Annotated in this window: 27 protein-coding genes; 21 read left to right on the top strand and 6 right to left on the bottom strand. The window is 66.8% G+C overall.

Translation table 11 applies throughout. The features are described 5' to 3' along the window. Positions 1-12: 12 nt before the first annotated feature. The 16 genes from QTI04_RS14110 (at position 13) to QTI04_RS14035 (ending at position 16,785) form a co-directional block, all read left to right on the top strand. Complete coding sequence (locus tag QTI04_RS14110) at positions 13-1,269, top strand: arginine deiminase (RefSeq protein ID WP_286616201.1); 1,257 nt, start codon at positions 13-15, stop codon at positions 1,267-1,269. Between the two features lie 165 nt (positions 1,270-1,434). Next, positions 1,435-2,433 carry an efflux RND transporter periplasmic adaptor subunit gene (locus tag QTI04_RS14105; RefSeq protein ID WP_286602909.1) on the top strand — a complete coding sequence of 333 codons (999 nt, stop codon included), beginning with the start codon at positions 1,435-1,437 and terminating at the stop codon, positions 2,431-2,433. Beyond that, positions 2,430-5,510: an efflux RND transporter permease subunit gene (locus QTI04_RS14100; RefSeq protein ID WP_286616200.1), complete on the top strand. Its 3,081-nt coding sequence runs from the start codon at positions 2,430-2,432 to the stop codon at positions 5,508-5,510. The genes QTI04_RS14105 and QTI04_RS14100 overlap by 4 nt, the downstream gene beginning before the upstream one ends. A gap of 18 nt (positions 5,511-5,528) precedes the next feature. Then, a complete protein-coding gene (locus QTI04_RS14095; protein WP_286602907.1) occupies positions 5,529-6,143 on the top strand; it encodes a hypothetical protein in 615 nt (204 codons plus the stop codon). Then, positions 6,140-6,640 carry a Na+/H+ antiporter subunit E gene (locus QTI04_RS14090; RefSeq protein ID WP_286602905.1) on the top strand — a complete coding sequence of 167 codons (501 nt, stop codon included), beginning with the start codon at positions 6,140-6,142 and terminating at the stop codon, positions 6,638-6,640. Before QTI04_RS14095 ends, QTI04_RS14090 begins: the two co-directional genes overlap by 4 nt. Next, the gene (locus QTI04_RS14085; RefSeq protein ID WP_286602903.1) at positions 6,633-6,917 is read left to right on the top strand and encodes a monovalent cation/H+ antiporter complex subunit F; all 285 of its coding nucleotides are present in this window, start codon (positions 6,633-6,635) and stop codon (positions 6,915-6,917) included. The genes QTI04_RS14090 and QTI04_RS14085 overlap by 8 nt, the downstream gene beginning before the upstream one ends. Then, positions 6,914-7,210, top strand: a complete 297-nt coding sequence (locus tag QTI04_RS14080) for a monovalent cation/H(+) antiporter subunit G (RefSeq protein ID WP_286602901.1) — start codon at positions 6,914-6,916, stop codon at positions 7,208-7,210. The genes QTI04_RS14085 and QTI04_RS14080 overlap by 4 nt, the downstream gene beginning before the upstream one ends. Then, entirely contained in the window at positions 7,207-8,148 is a 942-nt protein-coding gene (locus tag QTI04_RS14075) for a hydrogenase subunit MbhD domain-containing protein (protein ID WP_286602900.1), read from the top strand. Before QTI04_RS14080 ends, QTI04_RS14075 begins: the two co-directional genes overlap by 4 nt. Further along, positions 8,145-8,486 (top strand): NADH-quinone oxidoreductase subunit K, encoded by a 342-nt coding sequence (locus QTI04_RS14070; protein ID WP_286602899.1) that lies wholly within the window; start codon positions 8,145-8,147, stop codon positions 8,484-8,486. The genes QTI04_RS14075 and QTI04_RS14070 overlap by 4 nt, the downstream gene beginning before the upstream one ends. Next, positions 8,487-10,016: a complex I subunit 5 family protein gene (locus tag QTI04_RS14065; protein ID WP_286602897.1), complete on the top strand. Its 1,530-nt coding sequence runs from the start codon at positions 8,487-8,489 to the stop codon at positions 10,014-10,016. Further along, a complete protein-coding gene (locus QTI04_RS14060; RefSeq protein ID WP_286616199.1) occupies positions 10,013-11,674 on the top strand; it encodes a proton-conducting transporter membrane subunit in 1,662 nt (553 codons plus the stop codon). The genes QTI04_RS14065 and QTI04_RS14060 overlap by 4 nt, the downstream gene beginning before the upstream one ends. A gap of 36 nt (positions 11,675-11,710) precedes the next feature. Further along, positions 11,711-13,150: an efflux transporter outer membrane subunit gene (locus QTI04_RS14055; RefSeq protein ID WP_286616198.1), complete on the top strand. Its 1,440-nt coding sequence runs from the start codon at positions 11,711-11,713 to the stop codon at positions 13,148-13,150. Between the two features lie 140 nt (positions 13,151-13,290). Beyond that, complete coding sequence (locus QTI04_RS14050) at positions 13,291-13,905, top strand: hypothetical protein (RefSeq protein WP_286616197.1); 615 nt, start codon at positions 13,291-13,293, stop codon at positions 13,903-13,905. Positions 13,906-13,980: 75 nt separating this feature from the next. Beyond that, positions 13,981-15,426: an NAD-dependent succinate-semialdehyde dehydrogenase gene (locus tag QTI04_RS14045; RefSeq protein ID WP_286602892.1), complete on the top strand. Its 1,446-nt coding sequence runs from the start codon at positions 13,981-13,983 to the stop codon at positions 15,424-15,426. 73 nt (positions 15,427-15,499) lie between these two features. Continuing rightward, on the top strand, positions 15,500-16,384 hold the full coding sequence (locus tag QTI04_RS14040; RefSeq protein ID WP_286602891.1) for a hypothetical protein: 885 nt from the start codon (positions 15,500-15,502) through the stop codon (positions 16,382-16,384). Positions 16,385-16,449: 65 nt separating this feature from the next. Next, positions 16,450-16,785: a hypothetical protein gene (locus QTI04_RS14035; RefSeq protein WP_286602890.1), complete on the top strand. Its 336-nt coding sequence runs from the start codon at positions 16,450-16,452 to the stop codon at positions 16,783-16,785. A gap of 2 nt (positions 16,786-16,787) precedes the next feature. Here the strand turns inward: QTI04_RS14035 and QTI04_RS14030 are convergent, their stop codons facing one another. Both QTI04_RS14030 and QTI04_RS14025 read right to left on the bottom strand, forming a co-directional pair. After that, positions 16,788-18,635 (bottom strand): tannase/feruloyl esterase family alpha/beta hydrolase, encoded by a 1,848-nt coding sequence (locus QTI04_RS14030; RefSeq protein WP_286616196.1) that lies wholly within the window; start codon positions 18,633-18,635, stop codon positions 16,788-16,790. Between the two features lie 150 nt (positions 18,636-18,785). After that, positions 18,786-19,175, bottom strand: a complete 390-nt coding sequence (locus QTI04_RS14025; RefSeq protein ID WP_286602886.1) for a hypothetical protein — start codon at positions 19,173-19,175, stop codon at positions 18,786-18,788. Positions 19,176-19,462: 287 nt separating this feature from the next. Here QTI04_RS14025 and QTI04_RS14020 point away from each other — a divergent pair, with 287 nt between their 5' ends. From QTI04_RS14020 to QTI04_RS14000, 5 genes are read left to right on the top strand one after another with little or no spacing between them, the layout of a single operon-like run. Then, on the top strand, positions 19,463-20,245 hold the full coding sequence (locus QTI04_RS14020; protein ID WP_286616195.1) for a hypothetical protein: 783 nt from the start codon (positions 19,463-19,465) through the stop codon (positions 20,243-20,245). Positions 20,246-20,255: 10 nt separating this feature from the next. Further along, entirely contained in the window at positions 20,256-20,669 is a 414-nt protein-coding gene (locus QTI04_RS14015) for a hypothetical protein (RefSeq protein ID WP_286602884.1), read from the top strand. Between the two features lie 13 nt (positions 20,670-20,682). After that, entirely contained in the window at positions 20,683-21,234 is a 552-nt protein-coding gene (locus tag QTI04_RS14010; RefSeq protein ID WP_286616194.1) for a hypothetical protein, read from the top strand. Positions 21,235-21,277: 43 nt separating this feature from the next. Then, a complete protein-coding gene (locus QTI04_RS14005; protein WP_286602881.1) occupies positions 21,278-21,721 on the top strand; it encodes a hypothetical protein in 444 nt (147 codons plus the stop codon). 28 nt (positions 21,722-21,749) lie between these two features. Continuing rightward, on the top strand, positions 21,750-23,117 hold the full coding sequence (locus tag QTI04_RS14000) for a patatin-like phospholipase family protein (protein ID WP_286602880.1): 1,368 nt from the start codon (positions 21,750-21,752) through the stop codon (positions 23,115-23,117). 16 nt (positions 23,118-23,133) lie between these two features. On the opposite strand, the gene QTI04_RS13995 is transcribed toward QTI04_RS14000, so the two are convergent. From QTI04_RS13995 to QTI04_RS13980, 4 genes are all read right to left on the bottom strand, one after another. Then, positions 23,134-24,081: a transporter gene (locus tag QTI04_RS13995; RefSeq protein ID WP_286616193.1), complete on the bottom strand. Its 948-nt coding sequence runs from the start codon at positions 24,079-24,081 to the stop codon at positions 23,134-23,136. Between the two features lie 14 nt (positions 24,082-24,095). After that, the gene (locus QTI04_RS13990; RefSeq protein ID WP_286616192.1) at positions 24,096-25,055 is read right to left on the bottom strand and encodes a formylglycine-generating enzyme family protein; all 960 of its coding nucleotides are present in this window, start codon (positions 25,053-25,055) and stop codon (positions 24,096-24,098) included. A gap of 132 nt (positions 25,056-25,187) precedes the next feature. After that, the gene (locus tag QTI04_RS13985; protein WP_286616191.1) at positions 25,188-26,078 is read right to left on the bottom strand and encodes a sensor histidine kinase; all 891 of its coding nucleotides are present in this window, start codon (positions 26,076-26,078) and stop codon (positions 25,188-25,190) included. Positions 26,079-26,115: 37 nt separating this feature from the next. Continuing rightward, the gene (locus tag QTI04_RS13980) at positions 26,116-26,781 is read right to left on the bottom strand and encodes a response regulator transcription factor (RefSeq protein WP_286616190.1); all 666 of its coding nucleotides are present in this window, start codon (positions 26,779-26,781) and stop codon (positions 26,116-26,118) included. Positions 26,782-26,823: the final 42 nt, after the last annotated feature.

The raw sequence follows: 26,823 nt of genomic DNA, 5'->3' as shown, positions 1-26,823 counted from the left end.
CAGGAGAACGTCATGGCAACAGAGACAAAACCCACCGCATTCGGTGTTCACTCCGAAGTAGGCCAACTGCGCAAGGTGATGGTGTGCGCCCCGGGCCTGGCGCATTCACGCCTCACTCCCAGCAATTGCGACCAACTGCTCTTCGACGACGTGCTGTGGGTCGAGAACGCCAAGCGCGACCACTTCGACTTCGTCACCAAGATGCGCGACCGCGGCGTCGAGGTCCTCGAGATGCACAACCTGCTCGCCGAAACCGTCGCGGTGCCGGAAGGCAAGAAGTGGATCCTCGACAACCAGGTCGTGCCCAACCAGGTCGGCCTCGGCTTTATCGATGAACTTCGCAGCTACCTCGAAGGACTCGACAACCGCGCGCTGGCCGAGACCTTGATCGGTGGCCTTTCGACCCACGACTTTCCGGATGCGCACGGCGGCAAGGCACTGGAAGTCGCCCGCGAAGCCGCCGGTGCCACCGAGTACCTCCTACCGCCCCTGCCCAACACCCTCTACACCCGTGACACGACCTGTTGGATCTACGGCGGCGTCACGCTCAACCCGCTGTACTGGCCCGCACGCCACGAAGAGACCATCCTCACCACCTCCATCTACAAGTTCCATCCTGATTTCGCTGGCAAGGTCAACGTGTGGTGGGGCGACCCGACCGAAGACCATGGCCTCGCGACCCTCGAAGGAGGTGACGTCATGCCCATCGGCAAGGGCAACGTCCTTATCGGCATGAGCGAGCGCACTTCGCGCCAGGCCATCAGCCAACTCGCGGCCACCCTGTTTAAGAAAGGCGCGGCCGAGCGCGTCATCGTTGCGGCCATGCCCAAGATCCGTGCGGCGATGCACCTGGACACCGTCTTCACCTTCGCCGACCGCGACTGCGTGCTGCTAGCGCCCGACTTCATGAACCAGACGCGCACCTACTCCTACCGTCCGAGCAGCCATCCGAGCGGGGTCGAACTGCACGCGGAGAACAAGCCCTTCGTCGACGTCGTGGCGCATGCGCTGGGCTTCAAGAAGCTGCGTGTGGTGGAGGCCGGCGGCAGCGACTACCAGCGTGAGCGCACCCAGTGGGACAGTGGCGCGAACCTGGTGTGCGCTTCGCCGGGCGTGGTTTATGCGTACGACCGCAATACCTACACCAACACGCTGCTGCGCAAGCAGGGCATCGAGGTGGTGACCATCGTGGGCGCCGAACTCGGCCGCGGCCGTGGCGGCGGCCATTGCATGACCTGCCCGATCATTCGGGATGCGGTGGACTTCTGACCCCGGGGCTGCGGCCAATCAGCCGCCGCTCCATTGATAGGACAACGTGCCGTGCCTGAGAAATCCGCTGATCAACGAGTTGACTACCTGGTCAGAACGACAACGCTGATCGCTCTCACTGCGCTTGTTCTGTTGTCGGCCTGCAGGCGCGCCGAGGAGGCCCCGGTGGCGGAGATCCGCCCGGTCCGCGTCATGACGATAGAGAAGCGCGCGATCGGCGACACCGTGAACCTCACCGGCACCGTGCAGGCACAGACGGAGATCAACCAGTCGTTCCGGATCGACGGAAGGCTGGTCGAGCGCAATGTCGAGATCGGCGACAGGGTGAAGCCTGGCCAGGTGCTGGCACGGCTCGATCCGCTGAACGAGGAAAGCAGCCTGCAGTCCGCGCGGGCGCAATTATCGGCAGCGCAGGCGCAGGGCGTGGAGGCCCGCAACAACCATGTGCGGTTGCGGGATCTCCTCAAGGAGGATGCGGTCTCGCGCGCTTCCTTCGAGCAGGCGGAGGCACTGCTGAAGGTGGCGCAGTCGCAGGTCGAGTCCGCGCAGTCGCTGGTGACGCTCGCGCAGAACCGCCTGAGCTATACGCGCCTGGTCTCCGACGTGTCCGGCATCGTGACGGCACGCGGGCCGGAGCCGGGCGAGGTGGTGCAGGCGGGGCGGATGATCGTCCAGGTTGCGCGGGAGGGTGCGCGCGATGCGGTCTTCGACGTGCCCGCGCAGGTCAAGAACAGTGCGCCTTCGGACGCGGAGATCACCGTCTCGCTTGTGAGCGATCCGAACGTCACCGCCAAGGGCCAGGTTCGCGAGGTTTCGCCTCGCGCCGATCCGGTGACGGGCACGTTCGGCGTCAGGGTCCGACTGATCAACGCGCCCGCCGCGATGCGCCTGGGCACGACAGTGAACGGGCGCATGAAGCTCGACAGCGCTCCCGCCATCGACATACCTGCCTCGGCGCTGACTCGATCGGGTCAAGGCGCCTCCGTGTGGGTGGTCGATCCGAAGGCCGGCACCGTGTCGGCCCGGGCGATCGAAGTGCGGGCCTATGACGCCGCGCGCGTTCAGGTCACGTCGGGGCTCGCGCCCGGCGATGTGGTGGTGACCGCGGGCGTCCAGGCGCTGCGGCCCGGCCAGAAGGTCCGGATGCTCGAGGCCGCGCAGTGATCGGCCCGAACCTGTCGGAGTGGGCGCTCTCCAAGCGCTCGCTGGTGATCTTCCTGATGATCATCGCGGTGGTCGCGGGCACGCTGTCCTTCATTCGGCTGGGCCGTGCGGAGGATCCGATCTTCACTTTCCGCACCATGGTGGTCGCGGCGGGCTGGCCCGGTGCTACCGTGGACGAGACCCTGAAACAAGTCACCGAGCGGCTCGAACGCACGCTGCAGGAAACCAACCATCTCGACCGGGTGCGCAGCTACACGGTCGCCGGCCAGACGACGATCTTCGTCGACCTCGAGCAGTCGACACCGGCGGCGGTGGTCCCGGACATCTGGTATCAGGTGCGCCGGAACATCGGCGACATGCGGCAGACCTTGCCGGCGGGCGTGGTCGGGCCTTTCTTCAACGACGACTTCGGCAGCACCTTCGGGATCATCTACGCCTTCACGGCCGACGGCTTCACCTTCCGCGAACTGCGTGACTATGTCGAGGCCGCCCGCTCGCGCCTGCTGCAGGTGCCCGACGTCTCGAAGATCGAGGTGATGGGTGCGCAGGACGAGCAGATCTACATCGAGTTCTCGACCGAACGTCTCGCAGGCTTGCGCCTGGACTACCCGACCATCGTCGCCGCGCTCCAGGCGCAGAACATCGTGCGTCCTGCCGGCACCATCCAGACCGAGCAGGAGCGTGTCTTCATGCGCGTCACCGGCGCCTTCGATTCGGAGCGCGACATCGAGGCGGTCAACCTCGTCTTCGGCAATCGCATCATTCGCCTGGGCGACATCGCGACGGTGCGGCGCGGCTTCGTCGATCCGCCGCAGCCGATGTTCCGCGTCAACGGCAAGCCGGCCATCGGCCTGGCGATCGCGATGCGAGATGCCGGCGACGTCCTCGCGCTCGGCCGCAACATCCGCGCCGAGATGGCCGACATCACGGCGAACCTGCCGCACGGCATCCAGCCCACCCTGGTGGCGGACCAGGCCGTCACGGTCGACGTCGCCATCAATGACTTCATGGCCTCGCTGTGGCAGGCCATCATCATCATCCTGGTGTGCAGCTTCGTGAGCCTCGGCGTGCGTCCGGGCACGGTGGTGGCGCTGTCCATTCCGCTCACGCTGGCGATCGTGTTCGCCATCATGGACGTGCTGAACATCGACCTGCATCGCGTCTCGCTGGGCGCGCTGATCATCGCGCTGACCCTGCTCGTCGACGACGCGATGACCACCGTCGACGCGATGATCAACCGGCTCGCGGCGGGCGATACCAAGGACCAGGCCGCGACCTTCGCCTACCGCACGCTCGCCGCGCCGATGCTGATCGGCACGCTGGTGTCCATCTCGAGCTTCGTGCCGATCGGCTTTGCAAGAAGCTCGGCGGGCGAATACACCTTCTCGATCTTCGCGGTCGTGGCCATTGCGCTGATCGTGTCGTGGCTCGGTGCCGTGATCTTCTCGCCGCTGGTTGGCAAGGCGATCCTGAAGGCGCCCAAGCCCGATGCTGCGCCGCCCAAGCCGAGCAAGGTGACCGAGATCTACGGCCGCTTCCTGCAAGGCGCGATTCGCGCGAAGTGGCTGACCATCGGGCTGACCATCGCCGCTTTCGTGGCGACCATCTTCCTCTTGCAGTTCGTGCCGCGGCAGTTCTTCCCGGCGTCGGACCGGCCCGAGCTGACGATCGACATGACTTTGCGGCAGAACGCCTCGATCCATGCGACGCAGGCGCAGGCGGAGCGTTTCGAGGCACTGCTGAAGGAAGACGCCGATGTGGACCATTTCAGCACCTATGTCGGGCGCGGTGCGATCCGCTTCATCCTCACGCTCAACGTCCAGCTCGCCAACCCGTTCTTCGCGCAGTTCGTGGTGGTGGCCAAGGACCTCGACGCGCGCGACAGGCTTCAGCTGAAGCTCGAGAAGGCGCTGGCGGAGCAGTTCCCCGATGTGGTGGCGCGCGTGTCCCCGCTCGAACTGGGGCCTCCGGTGGGCTGGCCGCTGCAATACCGCGTGAGCGGGCCGGACACGAACGAGGTGCGCAAGTACGCGCTCGAACTGGCCGACGTGCTGGGCTCCGATGCGCGCGTGCGCCACGTCAATTACGACTGGATGGAGCCGGCGCGGCAGGTCAGGGTGCACATCAACCAGGACGAGGCGCGGCAACTGGGCGTGAGCACGCGCACGCTGTCGGGCATCCTGAACGCAGCGGTCACCGGGTCGCCGGTGACGCAGGTGCGCGACGACATCTACCTGATCAATGTGGTGGCCCGTGCCACCGACGACCAGCGGGCGTCCTTCCAGACGCTGAGCTCGCTGCAGGTGCCCACGCCCACCGGGCGCATGGTGCCGCTGAGCCAGTTCGCGACCTTCACCGAAGAGCAGGAGCTGCCGCTCATCTGGCGGCGCAACCGCCTGCCCACGCTGACCGTGCGCGCCGACGTCGTCCACGGCGTGCTGCCGGACGAGGTGGTCGAGAAACTCGCGCCGAGGATGGTCGAGTTCAACGCCAAGCTGCCGAAGGGCTACAAGGTCGAGACCGGCGGCCTGTTCGAGGAAAGCGCCGCATCGAGCGCCTCGGTGTACGCCGTCGTGCCGCTGATGATCGTGCTGATGCTCGTGAGCATGATGGTGCTGCTGGTGAGCTTCCGGCGGTTGGCGATGGTGGTCTGCATCATGCCGCTGGGGCTCATCGGCGTGGTGCTCACGCTGCTGCTGTTCAACCGGCCGCTGGGCTTCGTCGCCATCCTCGGCATCCTGGCGCTGATCGGGATGATCGCGAAGAACGCGGTGATTCTGATCGTGCAGATCGAGACCAACCGCGCCGAAGGCCAGAGCGTTCTCGATGCGGTCGTGGCCTCGGGAACATCGCGCATGCGCCCGATGATGCTGACCTCGATATCGACCGTGCTGGGCCTGATCCCGATCGCGCCGACGGTCTTCTGGGGGTCGATGGCCTTCGCCATCATGGGCGGTCTGCTGGTGGCAACGGTGTTGACGCTGGTGTTCCTGCCGACCGTGTACGTGGCGGTGTTCGGCAAGGAAAAGCCGCCGCTGCGAGACGAGGCCTTCGGTCCCGCGAGCGATCCGGCGTGATGAACGAGGAGCACCCCCTTGACCCCGACCCCCGCACCTGCAGCGACGACCAGGTTGTCCTCTGGGGAGAGTCCGGCCGCGGAGGGGCGCGCGGTGCTCGAACTGCATGTCGCGGAACTGCGGCAACTCTTCAACTCGATGGACCCGGCGCCGTTCCGGGAGCGTGACCTCGATCCCAGGGCGCAGGACTACATCGTCGACTGGGCCCGCGAGGTGCCGGCGGGACGCCCGATGGCGCTGGTGGTTCGCATCGAAAGCCGGACCGCGGCACCGGAAGCCGCCTCGATGCTGCGCGATGCCGTCGGGGAATACTTCCGCCAGCGCGCGGTGTCCACCCGGCGCCAGATGCGGCGGCTGCTGCGGCTGGGTCGCATCAGCTTGCTGATCGGCCTCGTGTTCCTGGCGATTGCCTTCTTCGTCGGCGAGTTCATCGCGGGCCTCTTCGACAAGGAGCGCTACACCCGGCTCGTGCAGGAGAGCCTGGTGATTGGCGGCTGGGTCGCCTTGTGGCGGCCGATGGAGATATTCCTGTACGACTGGTGGCCGATCCGCGAGGAGACGCGTCTCTACGAGCGGCTGAGTCGCATGGATGTGCAGCTTGTCTGCGCAGGCACCGAAGGAGGGTCGTCATGACGCTGACGCCTTCGCTGGCTGGCACGGCGCTGGCGCGCGGTGCGATGTTCCTGGCGCTTTGGCTCGTGCTGATGCCGAGTGTGAAGCCGGCCGACCTCGGGTTCGGTCTGGTGTCCACGGTCGCCGCGACCTGGACGAGCCTGCACCTCCTCCCGCGTGAGGCGGGGCACGTGCGCTTTCGCGCGCTGCTCGGATTCGTGCCGCACTTCCTCTGGCAGTCGGTGCTGGCCGGCATCGACGTGGCCCGTCGCGCGCTCGATCCGCGCATGCCGATGCAGCCGGGATTCGTCTCGTGTCCGGTGGGCTTTCCGCCGGGGCTGGCGCGCAACGAGTTCGCTTCGATCATGAGCCTGCTGCCGGGCTCCGTTCCGGTCGGTGAGACCGAAACCTCCATCGTCTATCACTGCCTCGATGTGACGCAGCCGCTCGCGCAGCACATGGCCGAAGAGGAGCAATTGCTGACCAAGGCCCTGGTGGCGGGGGAAGGCCATGACTAGCTTCCTGATCGGCGCCACCGCCTTCGTGCTCGCGATGGTCGCGCTGGGCCTGGTCTGCATCCTGCGCGGACCGGGCAACGTCGATCGCATGATGGCCGTGCAGCTCTTCGGCACTGGCGGCATCGCGGCCCTGCTGCTGGCGGGCGCGGCCATCGACATGGATGCCGTCATCGACGTGGTGCTGACGCTGTCGATCCTCGCGGCCTTTGCCGCCATCGCCTTCGTGAAGGCCGGGGCGACCACAGTGCGGGATGAAGCGGGGAGCGACGGATCATGACGAACCTCGTCGCCGACATCTTCACCATCGCCGCCATTTGCGCGGGCGGATTCTTCTTTCTCGCTGGCAGCGTGGGCCTGCTGCGCTTTCCCGACACCTTCACCCGGCTGCATGCGCTGACCAAAGCCGACAACCTGGGGCTCGGGCTCGTGGTGGTGGGGTTGCTCCCGCAGGTAGACAGCCTCTCGACCGCGTTCAAGCTCGTGCTCATCTGGTTTCTCGTCCTCCTGGGGTCGGCGACGGTGTCCCAGCTCATTGCGCGCGCCGTGCGCCGCGAGGGGCAGAAGCCATGAGCCTGACCCTGAACATCGCCCTTGCACTCCTGTTCCTCGGGCTGGCGGCGTGGACTGTCTTCGCGCGCGACACCTTCGCGGCGGTCGCCGGATTCATTCCTTATGGACTGCTGCTTACTCTGGTGTGGCTCCAACTGTCGGCGATCGACGTGGCGATGACGGAGGCCGCGATCGGCGCCGGCTTGACCGGTGCGCTGCTGGTCGGTGCCGCCTCGCGCTTGCGCCGGACGGAGGCCGCGGCCCGCGTCGATCAACCCGGCCTGCCCACGCGCGTGCTGGCCGCGGTGGCCGCGGTCGGCGTGGCCGCTGTGATAGCTGTCTGCGTGCTCGCACTGCCCGAACCGCCGCCGACCCTCGCCCCCCAGGTGGCCGCCAACATCGCCTCGACGGGCGTCGGCAACCCGATCACGGCAGTGCTGCTCTCGTTCCGTGCAATGGACACGCTGCTCGAAGCCATCGTGCTGCTGTTCGCGCTGGTGGGCGTGTGGTCGCTGGCGCCGGACCGCGCGTGGGGCGGTCGTCCCGGCCCCGCGCAGCCGGCGGACCCGAACGGCATCCTCGCGTACTTCGCGCGCGTGCTGCCGCCGATCGGCATCGTCGTCGCCATCTACATCCTGTGGGTGGGTGCCGATGATCCGGGCGGCAAGTTCCAGGGCGCGACCATCCTCGCGGCGATGTGGCTGCTGGTCATGATGGCGGGGCTGGCGGACGCACCTCCCGTGAGCCGCACCTGGCTGCGCACCGTGCTGGTGGCCGGCCCTGCGGTGTTCATCGCCATCGGTTTCACGGGCGTCGCCCTCGCGGGCGCTTTCCTCGCTTATCCCGAAGGCCATGCCAAGCCGCTGATCGTCATCGTCGAAGTGGCGCTGATGCCCTCTCTGGCGATGACGCTGGCCCTGCTGCTGGCCGGCGCGCCACAACGGACGTCACCGTCATGAGCGCCACCACCTTGTTCGGACTGTGTGGCGCGGTGCTCGTCGGCTTGGGCTTGTACGGCCTCATCGTCAACCCTCAGCCGCTGCGCAAGATCCTCGCCTTCAACCTGATCGGCAACGGCATCTTCGTGGTGTGCGCGGTGATCGCGCGCCGGGGCGCGGCCGCCGGGATGAACGGCGATCCGGTTCCGCAGGCGCTGTTGATCACTGCCATCGTCGTGGCCTTCGGGGCGTCCGCGCTCGCCGTGGCGCTGCTGCTGCGGCTGTTCGAGGAAGCCGGATCGGTCACGCTGTCCGGCGATCTGCCGCCCCAGGCGAAAGCTGCCGATGGAGAGATCTAGGTGCCGCTCTCCGCGTCGATGGACCTGACAACACCCGACGGCTTCCTGCTCGTGCTGGCGGTGCTGGTGCCGTTCGTCGGGGTGCTCGTCGGGCTGCTGCTGGGTGGGCGCAATGCGCAGCGGGTCGCCATGGTCACGCTGCTGCTCGGGCTCGGCATTGCTTTCGCCATCGCCCGCGCGCTGGTGCAGACCGGCGATGCGATCGTCTACCTGCTCGGCGGCTGGACGCCGCCGCTGGGTGTGGCGCTGCGCGCGGACGGCCTGTCGGTCATCATGCTGGTGGCCGTCGCGGTCGTCATTGGCGTGATCGGCATCTACGCCTGCGGCGATTTCGGCACGCCGAAGGGCACGCGCGAGGCGCGGGCGCCATTCATGTTCTGGCTGCTGCTGCCCGCTGTGTGGGGGTCGCTCAACCTCGTGTTCGTGAGCGGAGACGTGTTCACCCTGTATGTCGCGCTCGAACTGCTGACGTTCGCGGGCGTCCCGCTCGTCAGCCTCGACGGCCGCGGCGAGACGCTGCAGGCAGCGCTGCGCTATCTGGTGTACGCGCTGCTGGGGTCCATGCTGTATCTGCTGGGCGCCTTCCTGCTGTACGGCGCCTACGGCACGCTGGACATCGCGCTGCTGGCGGCCAACGTCCGGGCCGAGCCTGTGACCTGGGCCGCAGCCGCGCTGATGACGGCAGGCCTTCTCGCGAAAACGGCGCTCTTCCCGCTGCACCTGTGGCTGCCGCCCGCGCATGCCGGCGCACCGGCAGCGGCGAGCGCGGTGCTCTCCGCGCTGGTAATCAAGGGCGCGTGGTTCCTGGTGGTGCGTCTGTGGCTCGACGTCTTCGCCAATGTCGTGACCTGGCCCTCCGCCCAATTGTTGGCGGCGCTGGGTGCGGCGGCGATCCTGGTCGGCAATGTCGTGGCGTTGCGGCAGGCGCGACTGAAGCTGCTGATCGCCTATTCGACGGTTGCGCAGATCGGCTATCTCTTCCTGATGTTTCCGCTGGTCTTCGGCATGGATGCCGCGCAGCTCGACAGCGCATCGACCGTCAGCGGCGGCATGTTGCAGGCCATCTCGCACGCCACCGCGAAGGCCGCCATGTTCATGGCCGCCGGACTCATCTACTCGACGCTCGGGCATGACCGTGTCGCGGACCTGCGCGGCGTCGGGCGCGCGCTGCCGATGACGATGGTCGCCTTTGCACTCGGAGGCGCATCGCTGATCGGGCTGCCCCCCTCGGGTGGCTTTCTCGCGAAGTGGCTGCTGCTGTCGGCCGCGATCGCGACCGCGCAATGGTGGTGGGTGCTGGTGATGCTCGTGGGTGGGTTGTTGACGAGCGCCTACGTGTTCCTGGTCGTCGTGCGCGCGATGACGCCGGCAGAAGCCGGATGGGTGCCGAAGGTGCGCATTCCACGCTACCAGCAGTTGGCCGTGCTGGCGTTGGCACTGTGTTCCTTCCTTCTGGGCGCGGCCGCTCTGTGCCCGGTCGACATGACCCAGATAGGCCGTTCGTACATACCGCTGGCGGGGGCACGATGATCATCGGGTCCGCCAGCTTGCTTGTCATCTTCCTGGGCGCCGCGGGATTGCTGGCTGCCGCCATCGCCGTTCCGTTGGTGCTGCTGCTGGCTTGCGCGGTTCCGGCTTTGCGTCGCCGGATGCCCGCGCTCTTCGTCCTTGCGCCGCTCCCCGCGCTCGTGGCGGCCTTCTTCGCGGGCGGCGATTCCGCGCTGATCATCGGCAACGCGGGCTACGCGCTGACGCTCACGCTCGATGCGCCGGGCGCGATGCTGCTCGCCGTTGCGGCGCTGCTGTGGGCCCTGGCGGGTCTCTACGCCGTGCGCCATCTGCGTGATCGGCCGCATGCCGATGGATTCATCGTCTGCTGGCTGATGACCCTGACTGGCAGCGTCGGCGTGTTCCTCGCGGCCGACCTCATCGGCTTCTACTTCCTGCTGGCGGTGCTGAGCGTGGGCGCGAGCGGACTCGTGCTGCAGGGCGAGGGGCCGGACGCCTTGCGCGCAAGTGCCCTGTACCTGGGGCTTGCCTTGCTGGCCGAAGCCTTCCTGCTCGCGGGCCTCATTCTTCTGGCGCAAGCCACGCCGGAGGGGAGCCTCTTGATTCGCGATGCCGCAGCCGCATTGCCAACGTCGCCCACGCGCGACATCACGCTCGTGCTGCTGCTCATCGGGCTCGGCATGAAGGCGGGGCTGGTGCCGCTGCATTTCTGGATGCCGATCGCCTACGGCGCCGCGCCGATACCCGCCGCGGCAGTGATGAGCGGCGCGGTGGTCAAGGCCAGCGTCATCGCGTTGATTCGCTTCCTGCCGCTCGATGTCGCGCTGCCGGATTTCGGGCTCCCGCTCGCGGCGATCGGCATGGTGGGGGCGCTCTATGGCGTCCTGATCGGCATCACGCAGACGCGGCCCCAGGTCGTTCTGGCGTACTCCAGCGTGAGCCAGATGGGGTTCGTCGTCGCGGTGATCGGCATGGGCCTCGCCGCGGGCGATGGCTCCACGGCGATGGCCGCGGCCTTCTATGCCGCGCATCATCTGCTGGTGAAGGGTGCGTTGTTCCTGGCCGTCGGCGTGATCGTGCTCACGGGCCGCCGGCACCTGTGGCCGATGCTCGTTCCCGCCGCGGTGATCGGCTTGGGGCTGGCAGGCCTGCCGCTGACCGGCGGCGCTTTGACCAAGTACGCGGCGAAGGACATCCTCGGCGACGGCCTCGCCGGCAGCCTGGCCGACGTGTCATCGGTCGCCTCCACCCTGCTGATGGTCCATTTCATACGTCGCCTGGTCGCGGAAGCGGCACCGGAGCCCGATGCGCGAGCGCCTGCCGTGCTCATGGTGTCGTGGCTCGCGATGGCGGTGGCGTCGGTGGCGGTGCCGTGGGCGTTTTATCTGGCGATCCCCGCCGACATGCGACCCGACGCGCTGGCACCGGCCGCGCTCTGGTCGGCACTCTGGCCGATGTTGATCGGCGCCGCGCTCGCGCTCGTGCTGGACCGTGCGGGCCGGCATCTGCCGCGCATCCCCGCCGGTGACCTCGGCATCGCATTGGGCCATCTGAAATGGGCATGCAGCGCGACCGCCGCGCGCTTCGAACGCACCGACACCTTCCTGCGGCGCTGGGCGGTCGCCAGCATCGCGTTGCTGGCAGTGTCATTGCTGTTCGGCTGGACGCTGCTGGCCTGACATGCCCACCATCCGATCTTCACCGAGGAAAACGCCATGAGGATGTACACGGTCGCAGCGCTGGTCGCCGCCGCTTTCTCCTTCACCGGCTGCACGGTCGGACCGAACTACGTTCGACCCACCGTGGAGGCGCCGACGGCCTGGCGCATCGACTACCCGAAGGCGGCCGAGGTCGCGAACACGAAATGGTGGGAACAGTTCGGCGATCCGGTGTTGAACGAGCTGATCGAGACGGCGTTGCGCGAAAACCTCGATGTGCGTGTCGCGGCGGCGCGGGTCGACCAGTTCATCGGCACGCTCGGCGTTGCCAGTTCGCAGGCCTATCCGCAGATCGGCTACAGCGGCGCTGCGAGCCGCACCCGGGCGAGCCGGGAAGGGTTCCCGCCGATCCCCGAGCCCGCCAATCCCTATTTCTCGCTCTACCAGGCGGCGCTCGGCGCCACCTGGCAGATCGATCTTTTCGGCCGCGTGCGGCGCCTGAGCGAAGCCGCGCAGGCCCAGGTCTATGCGAGCGAGCAGGCGCAACGCGGTGTCGTGCTCACGCTGGTGGCGGGTGTCGCGACGAGCTACCTGGCCATGCGCGGCCTGGACCGGCAGCGCGAGATCGCCGCGGCGACCGCGGCGAACTTCGGCGAGACGGTGCGTATCTTCGACCTGCGTTTCAAGTCTGGCGTGGTGTCGAAGACGGAAGTGAGCCAAGTCCGCTCGCAGTACCAGCAGGCGCTCACGGCCATCCCGGCCATCGAGCAGCAGATCGCCGCGGTGGAGAACCGGATATCGATCCTGCTCGGACGCAATCCGGGGCCGATCCCGCGCGGCAAGACCATCGAGCAACTCGCCGCGCCGCTCATCCCTGCCGACCTGCCTTCGACGCTGCTGGGGCGGCGGCCGGACATCCTGCAGGCCGAGCAGAACCTCGTGGCCGCCAATGCCAGCATCGGTGCGGCGCGTGCGCTCTACTACCCGAGCATCTCGCTGACGGGAGCCTATGGATCGACGAGCACTTCCGCGAGCAACTTCCTGTCGGGGCCGGCGACGGCATGGCAGGCAGCCGCGAGCCTGGCCGGGCCGATCTTCACTTTCGGGGCGATCGAAGGACAGGTGAAGTCTGCCGAGGCGCAGAAGGAGCAGGCGGAACTCGTATACCGGCAGACCATCCTGAATGCGTTTCGCGACACGAACGATGCCCTCACCGGATCGCAGAAGACGATCGAGGGCGTGGCCTTGCAGCGTGAACGCGTGAGGGCGCTCCGGGAGTTCGCCCGTCTGTCGCGGCTGAAATTCGAGAGCGGCCTGATCGGCTACCTCGAAGTGCTCGTCGCGGAGACTGAACTCTTCGCCGCCGAACTCGCATCGGTGGCGTTGACGACCGACCGCTACACGCAGGTCGTCAACGTTTACCAGGCCATGGGCGGCGGCTGGGTGGATATCGCAGATTCCATCACCCCGCGGCCCGTGGCCTTCATTGCGGAATGACCCTCGCCTCAACTTTCCGGAAACCCCGCCGATATACCCATCGCGTGCAAACAACTCGTCGTGTTGGACGAGCCTGCCCCGTGAGGAGTGAGCGTGAGAATCGGGAACAGCTGTGGCGGCATTTGGGCGGGGGCATCGGCATGACGCTGTCCGGCTATGGCATCGATGCCTTCAAGGTGCTCGCCGCAGCCGGCCCGGTGGCAGGATTGGTGGCGGTCGCCCATGTGCGCTCGTCGCGGCGTAGGAAGCGACAACTCAAGGCCGAGTCCGCGCTCCGCACGTCGCGCAGCGTCTACGTGGATGTGCCCGGATCCGCGCCTTCGGCGTCGGTGCGCTTCGACCTCACCCCGCAATTGCTGGGTTGGCTGGCCGCCGCCCAGAGCGGTTCGCTCCACGGCATGGAAACGCCCGACGCGGTGATGCTGGCCTTCGACGTCGATGCGACGTGGAAGGGCATCGGGTCGACGGGTGCGGAGGCCGATTCGGCCTTCTCCAGCCAGTTGATCGTCACGCGCGAACTCTTCATCGTCCGCTCGACGGATCCCTGGCGCGACAGCGCCGAAGTCTCGCTGCCGACCATGCTCCACGCCCATCGGACGCTTCCGGAAGGCGAGCCGCTCTACTGCGCGGGGGACGGTTCGATCCGGCTCACGCCGACGCGGCGCATGAGGGCGCCGTCCATGCCCGTGCCGCGGCAGTTCTATTGGGTGCGCGCGGAGTCGTCGGTGGCCGAGACCACGCGCCCCCCCATCTAGCCTGCGGAAGTGGTTCAGGAAAGGGCGCTAGGATCGTGCGATTCGATCCACCTTTCAGAGCATCAAGGACCTCGCATGACCACCCCCAGCTATCCCGACACCCGCCTCCTGATCGACGGCGAATGGTGCGACGCCGTGAGCGGCAAGACCCAGAACGTGATCAATCCCGCGACCGGCAAGCCCATCGGGAAGGTCGCCCACGCCGGCATCCCCGACCTGGACCGCGCGCTGGATGCGGCGCAGCGCGGGTTCGAAGCCTGGCGCCGGATTCCGGCCAACGAGCGCGCCACGACGATGCGCAAAGCCGCCAGCCTGCTGCGCGAACGAGCTGCCGACATCGGCCGCATCCTCACGCAGGAGCAGGGCAAGCCCTTTGTCGAAGCGCGCGGTGAAGTGCTCGCCGGCGCCGACATCATCGAATGGTTCGCCGACGAAGGCCGCCGCGTGTACGGCCGGATCGTGCCCTCGCGCAACCTCTCGGCGCAGCAACTCGTGATGAAAGAACCGCTGGGCCCGGTCGCTGCCTTCACGCCCTGGAACTTTCCGATCAACCAGATCGTGCGCAAGCTCGGCGCGGCGCTGGCCAGCGGCTGCTCCTTCCTGGTCAAGGCGCCGGAGGAAACCCCGGCTTCGCCTGCAGCGCTGCTCCAGGCCTTCGTCGATGCCGGCGTGCCCAAGGGAACGGTCGGCCTGGTGTTCGGCGATCCGGCCGAGATCTCCAGCTACCTCATTCCGCATCCCATCATCCGCAAGGTGACCTTCACGGGCTCCACGCCGGTGGGCAAGCAACTCGCGGCACTGGCGGGCGCGCACATGAAGCGCGCAACGATGGAACTCGGCGGCCATGCCCCCGTGATCGTTGCCGCCGATGCCGACGTCGCCCTGGCCGCCAAGGCGGCAGGCGGTGCGAAGTTCCGCAACGCCGGACAGGTTTGCATCTCGCCCACGCGCTTCCTGGTGCACAACAGCATCCGCGACGAATTCGCACGCGCGATGGTCAAGCACGCCGAGAGCCTGAAGCTGGGCGACGGCCTGGCGGAAGGCACGACGCTCGGCCCGCTGGCCAACTCGCGGCGTCTGACTGCCATGGCGAAGGTGCTCGACGATGCGCGCGCCACCGGCGCCAAGGTCGCCACCGGCGGCGAACGCGTGGGAACGGACGGCAACTTCTTCGCGCCCACCGTGCTCACGGATGTTTCGCTGGAAGCCGACGTGTTCAACAACGAGCCCTTCGGCCCGATCGCGGCGATTCGCGGCTTCGACACGCTCGAAGAAGCGATCAAGGAGGCCAACCGCCTGCCTTACGGCCTGGCGGGCTATGCCTTCACGCAGTCGATCAAGAACGCGCACCTCCTGTCGCAGCAGATGGAAGTCGGCATGCTGTGGATCAACCAACCGGCCGCACCGTCGCCGGAAATGCCTTTCGGCGGCGTCAAGGACTCGGGCTACGGCTCCGAAGGCGGACCGGAAGCCATGGAGGCCTACCTGGTCACCAAGGCGGTGTCGATCATGGCGGTCTGACGTCGGCACCCGGGGGTCGTCCGTGAGGTTCTGCTAGCCAGATGCGCGATACCGCGTGACAATGCGCGGCATCATGAATCACGCAACGATTCGCCGGGCCTTGCTCTGGGTCTGGTTGCTGCTGCTGCCGGCCCTGGCGCTGGCGCAGACGCAACTGGGAAGCGCTGCGGCCATGCAGGCCAAGCATGCTTCGGTGAAGGGCCAACTCGAGCAGAACGTCTTCGGACGGCCGCTGGTGCTCGAATCCAGCGAAGCATCCGGCCAGTTGAGCGGCAACATCTTCGCGGTCATCGCCTACCCCTTCGACAAGGTGAGCGGCGCACTGAGCAAGCCGTCCGGCTGGTGCGAGGTGCTCATGCTGCACCTCAACACCAAGCACTGCGCGGTGCGCGAGGCAGACAGCCCCAAGACCGTGGCGGTCGCGGTCGGCCGCAAGTTCGACCAGCCGCTGTCTGAGGCGCAGAAGGTCGATTTCGTGTGGCAGCCGGCGACCGTTTCGGCGGACTACTTCAGCGCACGCCTGAGCGCCGACAAGGGTCCGCTCTCCACGCGCGACTACCGCATCGAACTCGAGGCGACGCCGCTGGACGGCGGCAAGACCTTCATTCATCTCAGCTACAGCTACGGGTACGGCACGGCCGCCCGCATCGCCATGCAGGGCTATCTTGCGACGCTCGGCAGCGACAAGGTCGGCTTCACTTCGACGGGCGCCAATGCGTCGGGCCAGCCGGAGTACGTGGGCGGCGTGCGCGGCGTGGTGGAGCGCAACACGATGCGTTACTACCTTGCGATCGACGCCTACCTGGGCGCTCCCGATGCCAAGCAGTTGCCGGGTCGCCTCGCCACCTGGTTCGACAGCACTGAACGCTACGCGCGTCAGTTGCACGAGGTAGAACGGAATGACTACCTCACGATGAAGCGCAACGAATACAAGCGCATGGAAGGCGGAGGTTCCTAGGCAGCACCCTCTTGCGTCAATTTGCTACACATGTATCCTAGTGTGTCTCAAAAGGACGGTGCCCCATGGATGTTGATTTCCACCTGAACAAGGTACAGGCGCTCAGCCCCAAGGCCGCGAAGATCGCCTTGCGGATGCTGGACCGGGATCCGCGTGTTCCGATCGAATGGGTGATGTCGCTGCGGCCGGCGTTGGTCGAACGAAGCAGCGAAGCCGAATCGTTCGGCGGCACCGACTGGATGACGATCGCTGCCATCGAGCGACCGGGCATCCGGCGCTTCACCGAACGCTTCGAGAGCCGCGAACAGCGCCACGCGCGGCTGTGGGTGCTGAGTCTGCGGACGGCTACCAAGAAGCACGATCGAGCCGAGCCCGACGAGAGCGTCTACGGCGCGCTCTAGCCTCAAGAGCAGTTGTACGAACTCGCGACCAGCGGGTCCGTGCCGACGAATGCGGGCTTCGTCGGGTGCATGCAGATCGGCCGTGAGCTTGCGGTTGGATTGGCCGCGGTCACAGGCGAAGAGATGTCGATCCGGCTCGGCGGCTGGTCCTGTTCCACCCAGGTCGTGAGCGCCAGGTAGAGCTGGTCGATGGTCGGCAGCGGCGGATTCGCGGCCGGGTTGGTCGTGCCGTTCGAGAAGCCGTGCGCCATGCCCGGGACGAGGAAAAGCCGGTAGAAGTTCTTGACGACCGCGTCGCCACCCATCTGCGCGGTCAACCGGTTGTAGTAGTTGAGCGTGCCCTGCGGCGGGATGAGCGTGTCCGCGAGGCCGTGATAGACGAGCATCTTGCCGCCCCGCGCCGCGAACCCGGCCAGGTTGTTGTCATCCGTGTTGATGTTGGCGAAGGACGTCTGCAGCGCCACGCCACGGTCGTAGGCATTCGACAGATCGAGATACGACAGCGTCTTCCAGCGGTCCGCGCCGTTGCGGGTGGCATTGACGAAGTTGCTCGATGCATAGCTCGCGTCCTGCAGTTCCAGCGCGACCAGGTCGCTCGCGATGGTGAAGGGAGTCGGTCCACCGAGGCCACTGGTGTTGGTGCCGCGCGTGAGGCCGTACCAGCGCTGGGCTCCCTGCGGTTCGAGTGCGGTGCCGTTGTCGGTCGACGGCGACGGCGCCGAGCCGTCGGCCGTCTGTCCGTACCAGATCTTGTTCATGGCCGCGGCCTGAACTTGCGTGACGCAGTCGCCCGACGGCGCGTTGCCGCCGCTCGACGCGCAGATCACGTTCAGATCCTGCGTCGGGTCGTAGCGGCATTGGAACGGGTCGGGGATGTAGCCCAGATGCCGGTTGCCGACCGTGTCGCAGGCATTGATCGCGGCGTTGCCCAGCGCCGCCGCCTGACCGCTGGTCAAGGGCACGCCGCCGAGGTCGCGCTGGTAGACGATCTGCGGATACAGCTCGGCGGTGATGAACTTGGTCCAGTTGATGGCGGGCGCGCCGGCAAGGATGCCATCGAAGTCGGCCGGATTGGCCTGTGCCTCCATGTGGCCCTGGCGGCCGCCGGTCGAGAAGCCGTTCCAGTACGCCCGCTTCGCCGCTGTTCCGTAGTAGGCCTGCGTCAGCGCCTTGGTCTTCACGGCCATCTCGTGGATGCCCCGCTGCGCGAAGTCGTTCCAGAGCACCGTGTTGATCGAGCCGTCGGGATTCATCGCGAACGAGCCGCCGTTCACGGTATTGGCATGGCCGGTGTCGGTGCTCGCGGAGACTGCGCCTTCGACCATCGCGGTCGCTGCTGGCGCGCCGGAGGTGCCGCCCGAAATGCCCGCGAGCGCGGTCAGCGAGGTGTGCACGCCACCGGCCCAGCCGCCGCCGCCCTTCACGTGGATCCGTTGATTCCACTTGCTTTCACTGGGGAGCCAGATCTCGATGCCGATGCCTTGCGACGTCGACGGCGCATCTGCGGGCCCGGGCTTGCCGGGGCCAACCAGGAGCTTCACGACGCACACGTCGCTCGTTGCCATCGGGGTGTTGGCGTTGGCGGTGCCCGACAGTAGCAGTGGATCGCCGGCCTTGAACGACTTGACGAGCAGAACCTGCGTGAGCGGGTCCGGCGTGAAGCGCGTCTTCATCGTGTCGTCGCAAGTGAGCTTCGCCTGTCCGGGGGGAGCGACCGGGAAGCCGCCGCCTCCATGCCCTCCGCCACCACCGCAGGCCGCGAGTCCCCCTGCGATGGCGATGCCCGCCAGCAGTCGAGCCCACGTTGAAATTGTTCTTGCCCGCGATTCGTCTCCGCTCGATGTGCGCATGAAGGTCTCCGTGTGCCAATGCGCCGGGCGACTGCCTAACGCCAATCGCTTCATCCGCCGTGCCGCAACTCGTGGGCGTAGGAAGGCGCCGGTCAGTGCCACGCCGGCGCGCCTACATCGGCGACTCTGGATGCGGATCTGGACGCAGGCCTACGACTTCGTGCGTCTTGTCTTGAGGAGGGTGCTCCGGCTCGTCCGAAGCTCCGCGAGCATCTTCAGTTGGTCGGCACAGTCGGCCGGTGCGGCGACCAGCACGAAGGGGCTGCGGCGCAGGGCGGTGATGGTCTTCTCGACTTCCGCCGGATCGCGGCCCTTCGAGACCAACCCGGCAGCGACTGCGGCCTTCGACTGCTTGAAGAAGGCCTTCTCGTACGCTGGCGTACCGCACCGCGCAGCGATCACGCGGTAGTCGGCCTCCTGCTGTTCGCTGGACAACGCAGACCCCACGCCCATGCTTCCCGCCGACTGGGCGTTGGCCGCCAATGGGACGGCGATGGCCCACGCCGCAACCACGACTCCGATTTCGAAATGCGCCTTCATGTGACCCCCTGAAATCCAGCAGCGTTCTTGTGCACTTCATCCTAAGTGGGCGTTTGCTTGTTGCGCCATCCGCCATGTGAACTATTGCGGATCAGGCTCGCCTTTTGATTCAAGGCGTCGCGATTTGCATGAAAGACCGCACTTGCCAGTCCCGGCCGTCGCCCGGAAATTGCCCGAAGGTGCAGAAGCGCTTGCCCATCGGGCCAATTTGCAGCTTTAGCGGCCACACCCCAATATGGGTCGTAATGCATCGAACGCTGTCCTCGCTGTGGAGATCACCATGTGTGGTGGCCACGGCATCGCTCGTCGCCTGCGATGCATGGGCCCAGCAAAGCGACGAAGAATTGCAGAAGCAACTCGTCAATCCGGTCGCCGACATCGTCACGTTGCCGTTCCAGTGGACGACCAATTTCGACACCGGACCATTCAGCAAGCCGCAGCACACGCTCAACATCCAGCCGGTCTACCCCGTCAAGCTCGGAGGCGGCTGGTCGCTGATCAACCGCGCCATCGTTCCGCTACTGTCCAATCCGGCCGTGCTGCCAGGGCAGGACCGTGTGAACGGCCTGGGCGACATCACCTACGAGGGTTTCCTTGCGCCGCCGCCGGGGTCGGGCGGGCTGATCTGGGGCGTGGGGCCGGCCCTGGTCATGCCGACGGCCACCGACGATCGCCTGGGCCAGGGCAAGTGGTCCCTCGGGCCGGCGGTGGTCGGGCTGAAGGAATCGGGTGCGTGGAGCGTCGGCGCGCTGGTGACGCAGGTGTGGTCTTTCGCGGGCGACAGCGACCGGCCCGACGTCAACGCCTTTTCGTTGCAGCCCATCGTCAGCTACCGACTGGACTCGAAGCAGTCGATCGGGTACATCGGCATCATTACGGCGAACTGGGATGAAAAGCGATCGAGCCAACGCTGGACAGTGCCGCTCGGTGTGTCGTATTCGCTGTTGGTCAAGCCCGAGACGTTCGTGCCGATGAATTTCGTGGCCGGTGCGGGCTACAACGTGATCCGGCCGGACAATGCCTCGGATTGGTTCGTGCGATTCCAGGTCAATTTCATTCTGCCGAAATGAGGAGCCCATCATGCGAGTCAGCGAGGGAATGAAGTGGGTGACGATCACCGCGGCGGCCGCTGCGGCGCTTGGGGCCCCGTTGCCGGCTGCGGCCAGGCCTTGGACGATCTACAACTCGTTGCGCGACACGCCGATCGTCCAGTTCAAGCAGGCCGACATCGACCTGATGACGAAGACGATCAACCGCGCACTGGAGAGCGGCGAAGACGGTGTCACCGTCAAATGGGAGAACCCCGGCACGCCCAACAGCGGCAGCGTCACGCCCGAGAAGGATCCGAAGGGGCGCGCGGGATGCAGGCTGGCGCGTATCGAAAACCGCCACGGCTCCATGCACAACGCGGGCGGGTACATCTTCTGCAGGAACCCGGACAAGAGCACCGCCAAGGCCACGCCCTGGAAGGTGGTCGGCCCGTGGGCCGGCTGAGGCGGGATCCATCATGAACCTGCGATCCGTCTTGCTGCTCCGGGGAGCCTTGAGCGTGCTCTTCGCGCTGTATCTGATCGTCGCGCCCGCATCGGCTCAGCTGCAGCACTTGCTCGGACGCAATGGTCTCTTCAGCCTCGCCGACGGTCTCATCGGCCTCGCATTGGCGTTCGCCCTGAACCGGTACGCGCCGGGGAAGTGGCTCTTTGCCCTTGCCTTGGCCGACGCCTTGATGCGCGTCGGGACCGGTGTCGTGGCCTTTGCCTACCCGAACCTCCAGGATCGCATCGTGGGCGCCGTCGCCTTCTTCGGCTCGCTCATCACCGTATGCATTGCGTTAGGCGTCGTCGGCCTCGTCTACGTGCTGATGAACCGGGGCGCTTCATCGGAAGGGCGCGCAGGGGCCCTGCCCGCGTTGATCGTGAGCGCATGCACGCTGCTATTCGGTGTGGCCCTGATGTTCGGATTCTCGATCGAGGACGGTCGGCGAATGCTCGTCGGACTCTTCGCCCTCGCGACGGGACTGACGTTCCTGGTGACGGGTCTGCGGCTCAAGCGCGCATGAACCCATTGGCTGATTTCAACAACGTGGAAGGAGTGATCTCATCATGACCCAACTTTTCTCTCGCATCGCGGCATTGGCAATGGCCCTGGTCCTTGCGGCCTGTGCGGCGCCCGGGTCCTCATCATCCGGCTCGATGGAGGTGCGCCAGGGAGTGATCGAGCAGATCATGCCCGCGGACATCCAGAGCCCGGCGCACACCGGCGTGGGCGCGGTCGTCGGCGGCCTCACCGGCCTGGGCATCGGCAGCCTGATCGGCGGCGGCACCGGGCGCGACGTGGCGATGGTCCTGGGCACCATCGGCGGCAGCATCGCCGGTTCCGAGGTTGCCAGGCGCTACGACCGTCCGCAGCCGGGCCAGCAGGTGATCGTCCGCACCAAGGCCGGCGTCCTTGTGACGGTGACTCAGCCGATCAACCCGGCCTTGCGCGTCGGGCAGCGGGTCTACATCGAAGGAAGCGGCGAGGGCGCCCGCGTCCTTCCCCAGTGATCGCGGGCTGCGCTCGTGAGCTGAACGCTTGGCCGCGATCCGCACCGTCGTCTGCGGCCTGCTGATCGCCGGGTGCCTTGCGGGCTGCTCCTCGGTGCGGCCGTGGATCAATGCACCGCTGGTCGCGGACAACGCGACCATCCCGCCGATCGCCGCCTCGGCCGATCCGAGCATCGTCGTCGCGGTGACGCTGTCCGGCGGCGGCGCGAGAGCCGCCGCTTTCGGCTACGGCGTGCTCACTGAACTGCATCGCACCACCTTCCAGTGGAACGGCCGGAACACAGACCTGCTGACAACGGCCGATGTCATCACCGGCGTGTCGGGCGGCAGCATCCTGGCGGCGTACTACGCGGCCTTCGGCGCCGACCGGCTGCCGGATTTCGAGCGCGACTTCCTGCGGCAGAACTTCCAGAACAGCCTCATCACCCAGACGCTCCGGCCTGTGCACCTGTACAGGATGACCTCGCCGTGGTACGGCCGCAGCAACGTGCTCGCGGAGCGACTGGACGAGCTCTACGAGGGTCGCACCTTTGCGGACGTCGAAGACAACCCGCCGCGCACGCAACTCATCATCGCGGCGACCGACATGTCGCTGGGCACCACCTTCGAGTTCACTCAGGAGCAGTTCGCGCTGATCTGCTCCGACCTGCGCAGCATGCCTCTGGCCTTTGCGGTCGCCGCATCGTCGGCGGTGCCGATCGTGCTCAGCCCGATGGGGCTGAAGAACTATGCGGGCGAGTGCCGCGAACGGGGCGTGCGGACACCGGAGGTCTTCGGCGCCGGGACCGACTATCGCGCACGCATGTACCGCTCGCAGGCGAAGAGCTACCTCGATGCGAAGCGGCGTCCCTACATCCACCTGGTCGATGGCGGACTGGCGGACAACCTCGGCGTGCGCAGGATGCTCGACCGCGCATTGGCCGGAGGCGGCCTGCGCAGGAGCTTGTCCGATGCGGGCCTGCCGCCCGGCAGCATCCGGAAGCTGGTGTTGGTCACCGTCAACTCCGAGCGGGACCCCGCCAACGACATCGATGCGGACGACAAGGTGCCCAGCCTCGCCCAGGTTGGCGACGCGTTGCTCTTCGGCACCGGCTCGCGCGCGACCATCGAGACGCAGGAGTTCCTGGCCGATGTCACGCGCCAGTGGCGAGCGGACCTCAAGATCCATCGCGGCGACGGCTCCGATGCCTTCGCGGCGGATGCGGAAATCCATGTGGTGGCGGTCAACCTGCGCGACGCCGAGGGCGACATGCGCCGCGAGCTGCTGCAGACGCCGACGGCGTTTTCGATCAGCGGCTGGGAAGTTACTCAACTGATCGAGGCGGGACGGGACGTCCTGCGGCGCTCGCCTGAATTCCAAGCGCTGCTCAAGTCGCTGGGCGCCAAGCCCGATTGAGGGGGACGTTCGCGCGCTACATGAACGGCAGCGTGAGACTCACGGACACGCCATTGCCCTTGGGCCGGTTCTTGGCTTCCACGTCATAGACCCACCGCGCCGAGAAGGCGGCGGGCTGGTTGCCGATCTTCCCGCTCCAGGTGACGATGGGCCCCAGGCCGACCGAACGACCCTTGAAGCCATTGAGCTTGTCCGCCGTGGGGCCGGTGTCGTCCTCGACCTGCTCGATCCAGCCGCCCACGACACCGAGATGCCATTGGGGCGCGATGGTGGTCGTCCACATGGCATCGATGCGGAACACGGCGCCGTTCTTGTAGTCGGTGTCGTCGTTGCGTGTATAGAAATCGAATGCCGCCATCGCAGTGAATTCCCCGCCGCCTTTCAGCAGGTGGGTGTACGCGATCGTCGGCGAGAAGGTCCAGGTGTTCTGGCCAGCATTGGCGAGGCGGTCGGGGTCGTACGAGCCCGTCGGGGCATAGAAGGGCACGGAGAGCGCGAGGTGCTCGGTCTCGCTGATGTGATAGCCCGCGATGAGCGGGTTGAACAGCATGTCGGCGAAGTGCGTGTTGCTGTCGCTGACAGAGGCGCTGCGCAAGGGGCCGGAGATGCCGATCTCGGCTTTCGTGTATTGCACCGGCAGCCCGATGGCCGACGCGAAGTTCCAGCGGCCCGGCCCCGTGTTCCACACGTAGGTGAGGTTCGCGATGTTGTAGATCGCTGTCGCATCCAGCCCGACGCCGAGCGTGCGGCCGAGGGACACCTGGCGCGAGCCGTCCAAATCACCCGAGAAGTAGATGCTGGCAAGCGACAAAGCGAAGCCCGGAGTCGGCGGCACGATGCCGGCATCGGAGTACACCTGCTGGGCGGTGATCGGGCGCCCGATGCCGCCTTCGGTTGCTGCCGCACCAAAGGATGCAAGCATCAAGACCGACCACAGCGTGCGCGGGACAAACCGCCTAGTCATTGTTCTTCCTTTCATCACGGGTGCGCTGGCTCCTTGCGCACGATGCAGCGAAAGCCGAGATGGCAGGTCGCCGTGTCGATCGGCTGCGCCATCCGGGCCGCCGGGCGATAGCGATGGCAATAGTTCGGAGCGCAGAGATGTGAACCGCCCTTCATTACCCGGCGCGGAATGCGGACCTCCGGCGTGCGCGGGTCGTAGCTGCCTTCGGCCTGGCCGCCGCGCGGGTTGTCCAGCGTGCAGCAGCTCTTGATGATCTTGTCGTGCTCCTGGTACCAGTCGGTGGTCCATTCCCAGACGTTGCCGGCCATGTCGTACAGGCCATAGCCGTTCGGCGGAAACGAGCCGACCGGCGCGGTCCCTTCGTAGCCGTCCTGCAGCAGGTTCTGCCACGGGAATTCGCCCTGCCACGAGTTGGCCATCAACTTCCCGCCGGGACTGAAGTCATTGCCCCAGGTGTACTCGGCGCCTTCGAGACCGCCGCGCGCGGCGTATTCCCACTCGGCCTCGGTGGGGAGCTCCCTGCCGGCCCATTTGGCGTAGGCCTCGGCATCCTCGAAGGCGACATGCACCACCGGGTGCTTCCACAGCCCCTGCAGCGAACTGCCCGGCCCGCGCGGATGCCGCCAGTCGGCGCCGCGCTGGTAGGTCCACCAGTTGTAGGGATTGCCCATGTCCACCGGCCCGGGTGTCTTGCGAAACACGACCGACGAGGGTGCGAGCATGGCCGGATCTGCACCGGGATAGTCCTCTGCATTGGCCGGGCGCTCGGCCAGCGTGACGTGGCCGGTCGCCTCCACGAAGCGCTTGAACTCCGTGTTGGTGACGGTGTGCGTTTCGATCCAGAAGCCCTTCACGGCCACCTTGTGGGTCGGCGCCTCCTCCGGGTAGTGCCGGTCCGATCCCATGAGGAAGGTGCCGTCGGGAATCCAGACCATGCCATCGGTCCGCGTTGTGCTCTTGAGCTCAGTCGTCATGAAGGATCGCCAATCTCGGTGAATCGATGATGGAGGGGCCGGTGTGCATTGCCCATCGGCCTGTTGGGCAATACGTGCTGCCCCTTGGGGCAAATCGGGTGAAGCGATCTGCGCACCGTCAATCGGCGCATCCTAGGCCGATGGAATCTCGGCGGCCGGCTTGCGCCCCACGCGCTTGCGCGCGACGTCGATGGTGGGCAAGGACACCCTGAACAGTGCGCCCGCCTGATGATCGTTGGTGCCGACCTCGATCTTGCCGCCGTGCGCGTCGACGATGGTCTTCACGATGGCGAGTCCCATGCCCATGCCTTCCGGCTTCGTCGAGTAGAAGACCTTGAAGATCTCCACCAGTTTGCTCGCGCCCACGCCGGGCCCGCTGTCGGCTACGGTGAATACCGCGGTGCCTTTGTCGCCCTTCTCCGTCGTCAGCTTCAGCGTTCGCCGGCTGGGGGGTAGATCGCTCATCGCTTCCATGCCGTTGGTCGCCAGGTTCACCAGCACCTGCTGCAGGTGCATGCCGTCGCCCATCACCGGCGGCAGGCCGGGCGCGAGATCGAATTGCAGGCGAGTCTGATGGCGCCGGGCAAGCTGGCCGAGCAGACCCCTGCTCGCCGCGATCACTTCGTTCAGCTCCAGCGTCGTGGCCTCTAGCGAGCGCTTGCCGAGCAGCGTCCTGAGTTTCTGGATGATCTGCCTGATCCGCAGGACGTCGTCGCGGATGTCCGTGAGGATGCTCTTGAGCTCGTCGGCCGGCAGCGGTTGCTGCTTCCACAGCAGGGCGCCGGCATCCACGTTCGCTAGGATGGCGCTCAGCGGCTGGTTGATTTCGTGGGTGATGGACGCCGTCAGTTCGTCGACGCCATGAATCGGGGCGGTGTTCACCGCAACGGCGGGGCGGCGCTGCACAGGCCGGGCCCTCGTCGACGTGCGCCGATGGTTCGGCGCCAACGCAGGCCACATGGCGGCCAACAGCAAGGCGATCAGCGCCGAGACCGCAATCCCTGTGGCGGGCTTGGGCGACATGTGAATGGCGCCTGGTGAGTCTGGCTCGCGTGCGCGCTCAGGCGTCCACGCGACTGAGGGCCTGAGGCGCTGCGTCCAGTTGCCCGACAGCCCTGACCAGATCGGCCAGCGAGCTCACCTCCATCTTCTCCATGACGTGCGCGCGATGCGCCTTGACCGTGCGCTCCGCCGCGCCGAGTTCGGCGCTGATCTGCTTGTTGAGCGCGCCGTTGACGACCATATCGAGCACTTGCCGTTCGCGCGGGCTCAGGCGCGAGTAGCGGGTCTGCAGCGCGGACAGCCGGCGGTGCGCCTGCCGCCGGATGGCGTCCTCGTGGACCGCCTTGTTCACCACCGACAGCAGCGCATCGCCATCGACCGGCTTGAAGAGAAAGTCCGCGGCGCCGGCCTTCATGGCGCGGAGGGTTTCATGCACGGTTGCTTCGGCCGTCACGAAGATGACCGGCAGAGGCTCCGGCTGCGTGGCGACCATCTCCTGGAGATCGAGGCCGCTGGGGCCGGGCATGTGAATGTCCAGCACCAGGCAGCCGGGTGCGCTGCCAATGCCCTCGAGCAGCATCTCGCCCACCGATCCGTACTCCGCCACGCGATGCCCGGCAGCACGCAGCAGCCGTTGCACCGCGCGCCTGAACGACACGTCGTCATCGATCAGGCGAACGACCGGTGTTTCTTCCGCTGGGTTCAAGGCCGTCATTTCACTCATTCCACATCTCCCGGGCCGGCGCACGCGGCGGCCGTTCAAGGT

It is taken from the genome of Variovorax sp. J22R115 (assembly GCF_030317005.1).
In the GTDB taxonomy this organism is placed as follows: domain Bacteria; phylum Pseudomonadota; class Gammaproteobacteria; order Burkholderiales; family Burkholderiaceae_C; genus Variovorax.
The sequence above is the reverse complement of the archived record's forward strand: the minus strand, read 5'-3'. Positions and strand labels throughout refer to the sequence as shown.

Excerpts from the sequence above, each read along its gene's own strand:
- QTI04_RS14110 (WP_286616201.1), top strand. The coding sequence starts at position 13 with ATGGCAACAGAGACAAAACCCACCGCATTCGGTGTTCACTCCGAAGTA.
- QTI04_RS14090 (WP_286602905.1), top strand. The coding sequence starts at position 6,140 with ATGACGCTGACGCCTTCGCTGGCTGGCACGGCGCTGGCGCGCGGTGCG.
- QTI04_RS14085 (WP_286602903.1), top strand. The coding sequence starts at position 6,633 with ATGACTAGCTTCCTGATCGGCGCCACCGCCTTCGTGCTCGCGATGGTC.
- QTI04_RS14080 (WP_286602901.1), top strand. The coding sequence starts at position 6,914 with ATGACGAACCTCGTCGCCGACATCTTCACCATCGCCGCCATTTGCGCG.
- QTI04_RS14075 (WP_286602900.1), top strand. The coding sequence starts at position 7,207 with ATGAGCCTGACCCTGAACATCGCCCTTGCACTCCTGTTCCTCGGGCTG.
- QTI04_RS14070 (WP_286602899.1), top strand. The coding sequence starts at position 8,145 with ATGAGCGCCACCACCTTGTTCGGACTGTGTGGCGCGGTGCTCGTCGGC.
- QTI04_RS14060 (WP_286616199.1), top strand. The coding sequence starts at position 10,013 with ATGATCATCGGGTCCGCCAGCTTGCTTGTCATCTTCCTGGGCGCCGCG.
- QTI04_RS14055 (WP_286616198.1), top strand. The coding sequence starts at position 11,711 with ATGAGGATGTACACGGTCGCAGCGCTGGTCGCCGCCGCTTTCTCCTTC.
- QTI04_RS14050 (WP_286616197.1), top strand. The coding sequence starts at position 13,291 with ATGACGCTGTCCGGCTATGGCATCGATGCCTTCAAGGTGCTCGCCGCA.
- QTI04_RS14045 (WP_286602892.1), top strand. The coding sequence starts at position 13,981 with ATGACCACCCCCAGCTATCCCGACACCCGCCTCCTGATCGACGGCGAA.
- QTI04_RS14040 (WP_286602891.1), top strand. The coding sequence starts at position 15,500 with ATGAATCACGCAACGATTCGCCGGGCCTTGCTCTGGGTCTGGTTGCTG.
- QTI04_RS14035 (WP_286602890.1), top strand. The coding sequence starts at position 16,450 with ATGGATGTTGATTTCCACCTGAACAAGGTACAGGCGCTCAGCCCCAAG.
- QTI04_RS14030 (WP_286616196.1), bottom strand. The coding sequence starts at position 18,635 with ATGCGCACATCGAGCGGAGACGAATCGCGGGCAAGAACAATTTCAACG.
- QTI04_RS14025 (WP_286602886.1), bottom strand. The coding sequence starts at position 19,175 with ATGAAGGCGCATTTCGAAATCGGAGTCGTGGTTGCGGCGTGGGCCATC.
- QTI04_RS14015 (WP_286602884.1), top strand. The coding sequence starts at position 20,256 with ATGCGAGTCAGCGAGGGAATGAAGTGGGTGACGATCACCGCGGCGGCC.
- QTI04_RS14010 (WP_286616194.1), top strand. The coding sequence starts at position 20,683 with ATGAACCTGCGATCCGTCTTGCTGCTCCGGGGAGCCTTGAGCGTGCTC.
- QTI04_RS14005 (WP_286602881.1), top strand. The coding sequence starts at position 21,278 with ATGACCCAACTTTTCTCTCGCATCGCGGCATTGGCAATGGCCCTGGTC.
- QTI04_RS13995 (WP_286616193.1), bottom strand. The coding sequence starts at position 24,081 with ATGACTAGGCGGTTTGTCCCGCGCACGCTGTGGTCGGTCTTGATGCTT.
- QTI04_RS13990 (WP_286616192.1), bottom strand. The coding sequence starts at position 25,055 with ATGACGACTGAGCTCAAGAGCACAACGCGGACCGATGGCATGGTCTGG.
- QTI04_RS13985 (WP_286616191.1), bottom strand. The coding sequence starts at position 26,078 with ATGTCGCCCAAGCCCGCCACAGGGATTGCGGTCTCGGCGCTGATCGCC.
- QTI04_RS13980 (WP_286616190.1), bottom strand. The coding sequence starts at position 26,781 with ATGAGTGAAATGACGGCCTTGAACCCAGCGGAAGAAACACCGGTCGTT.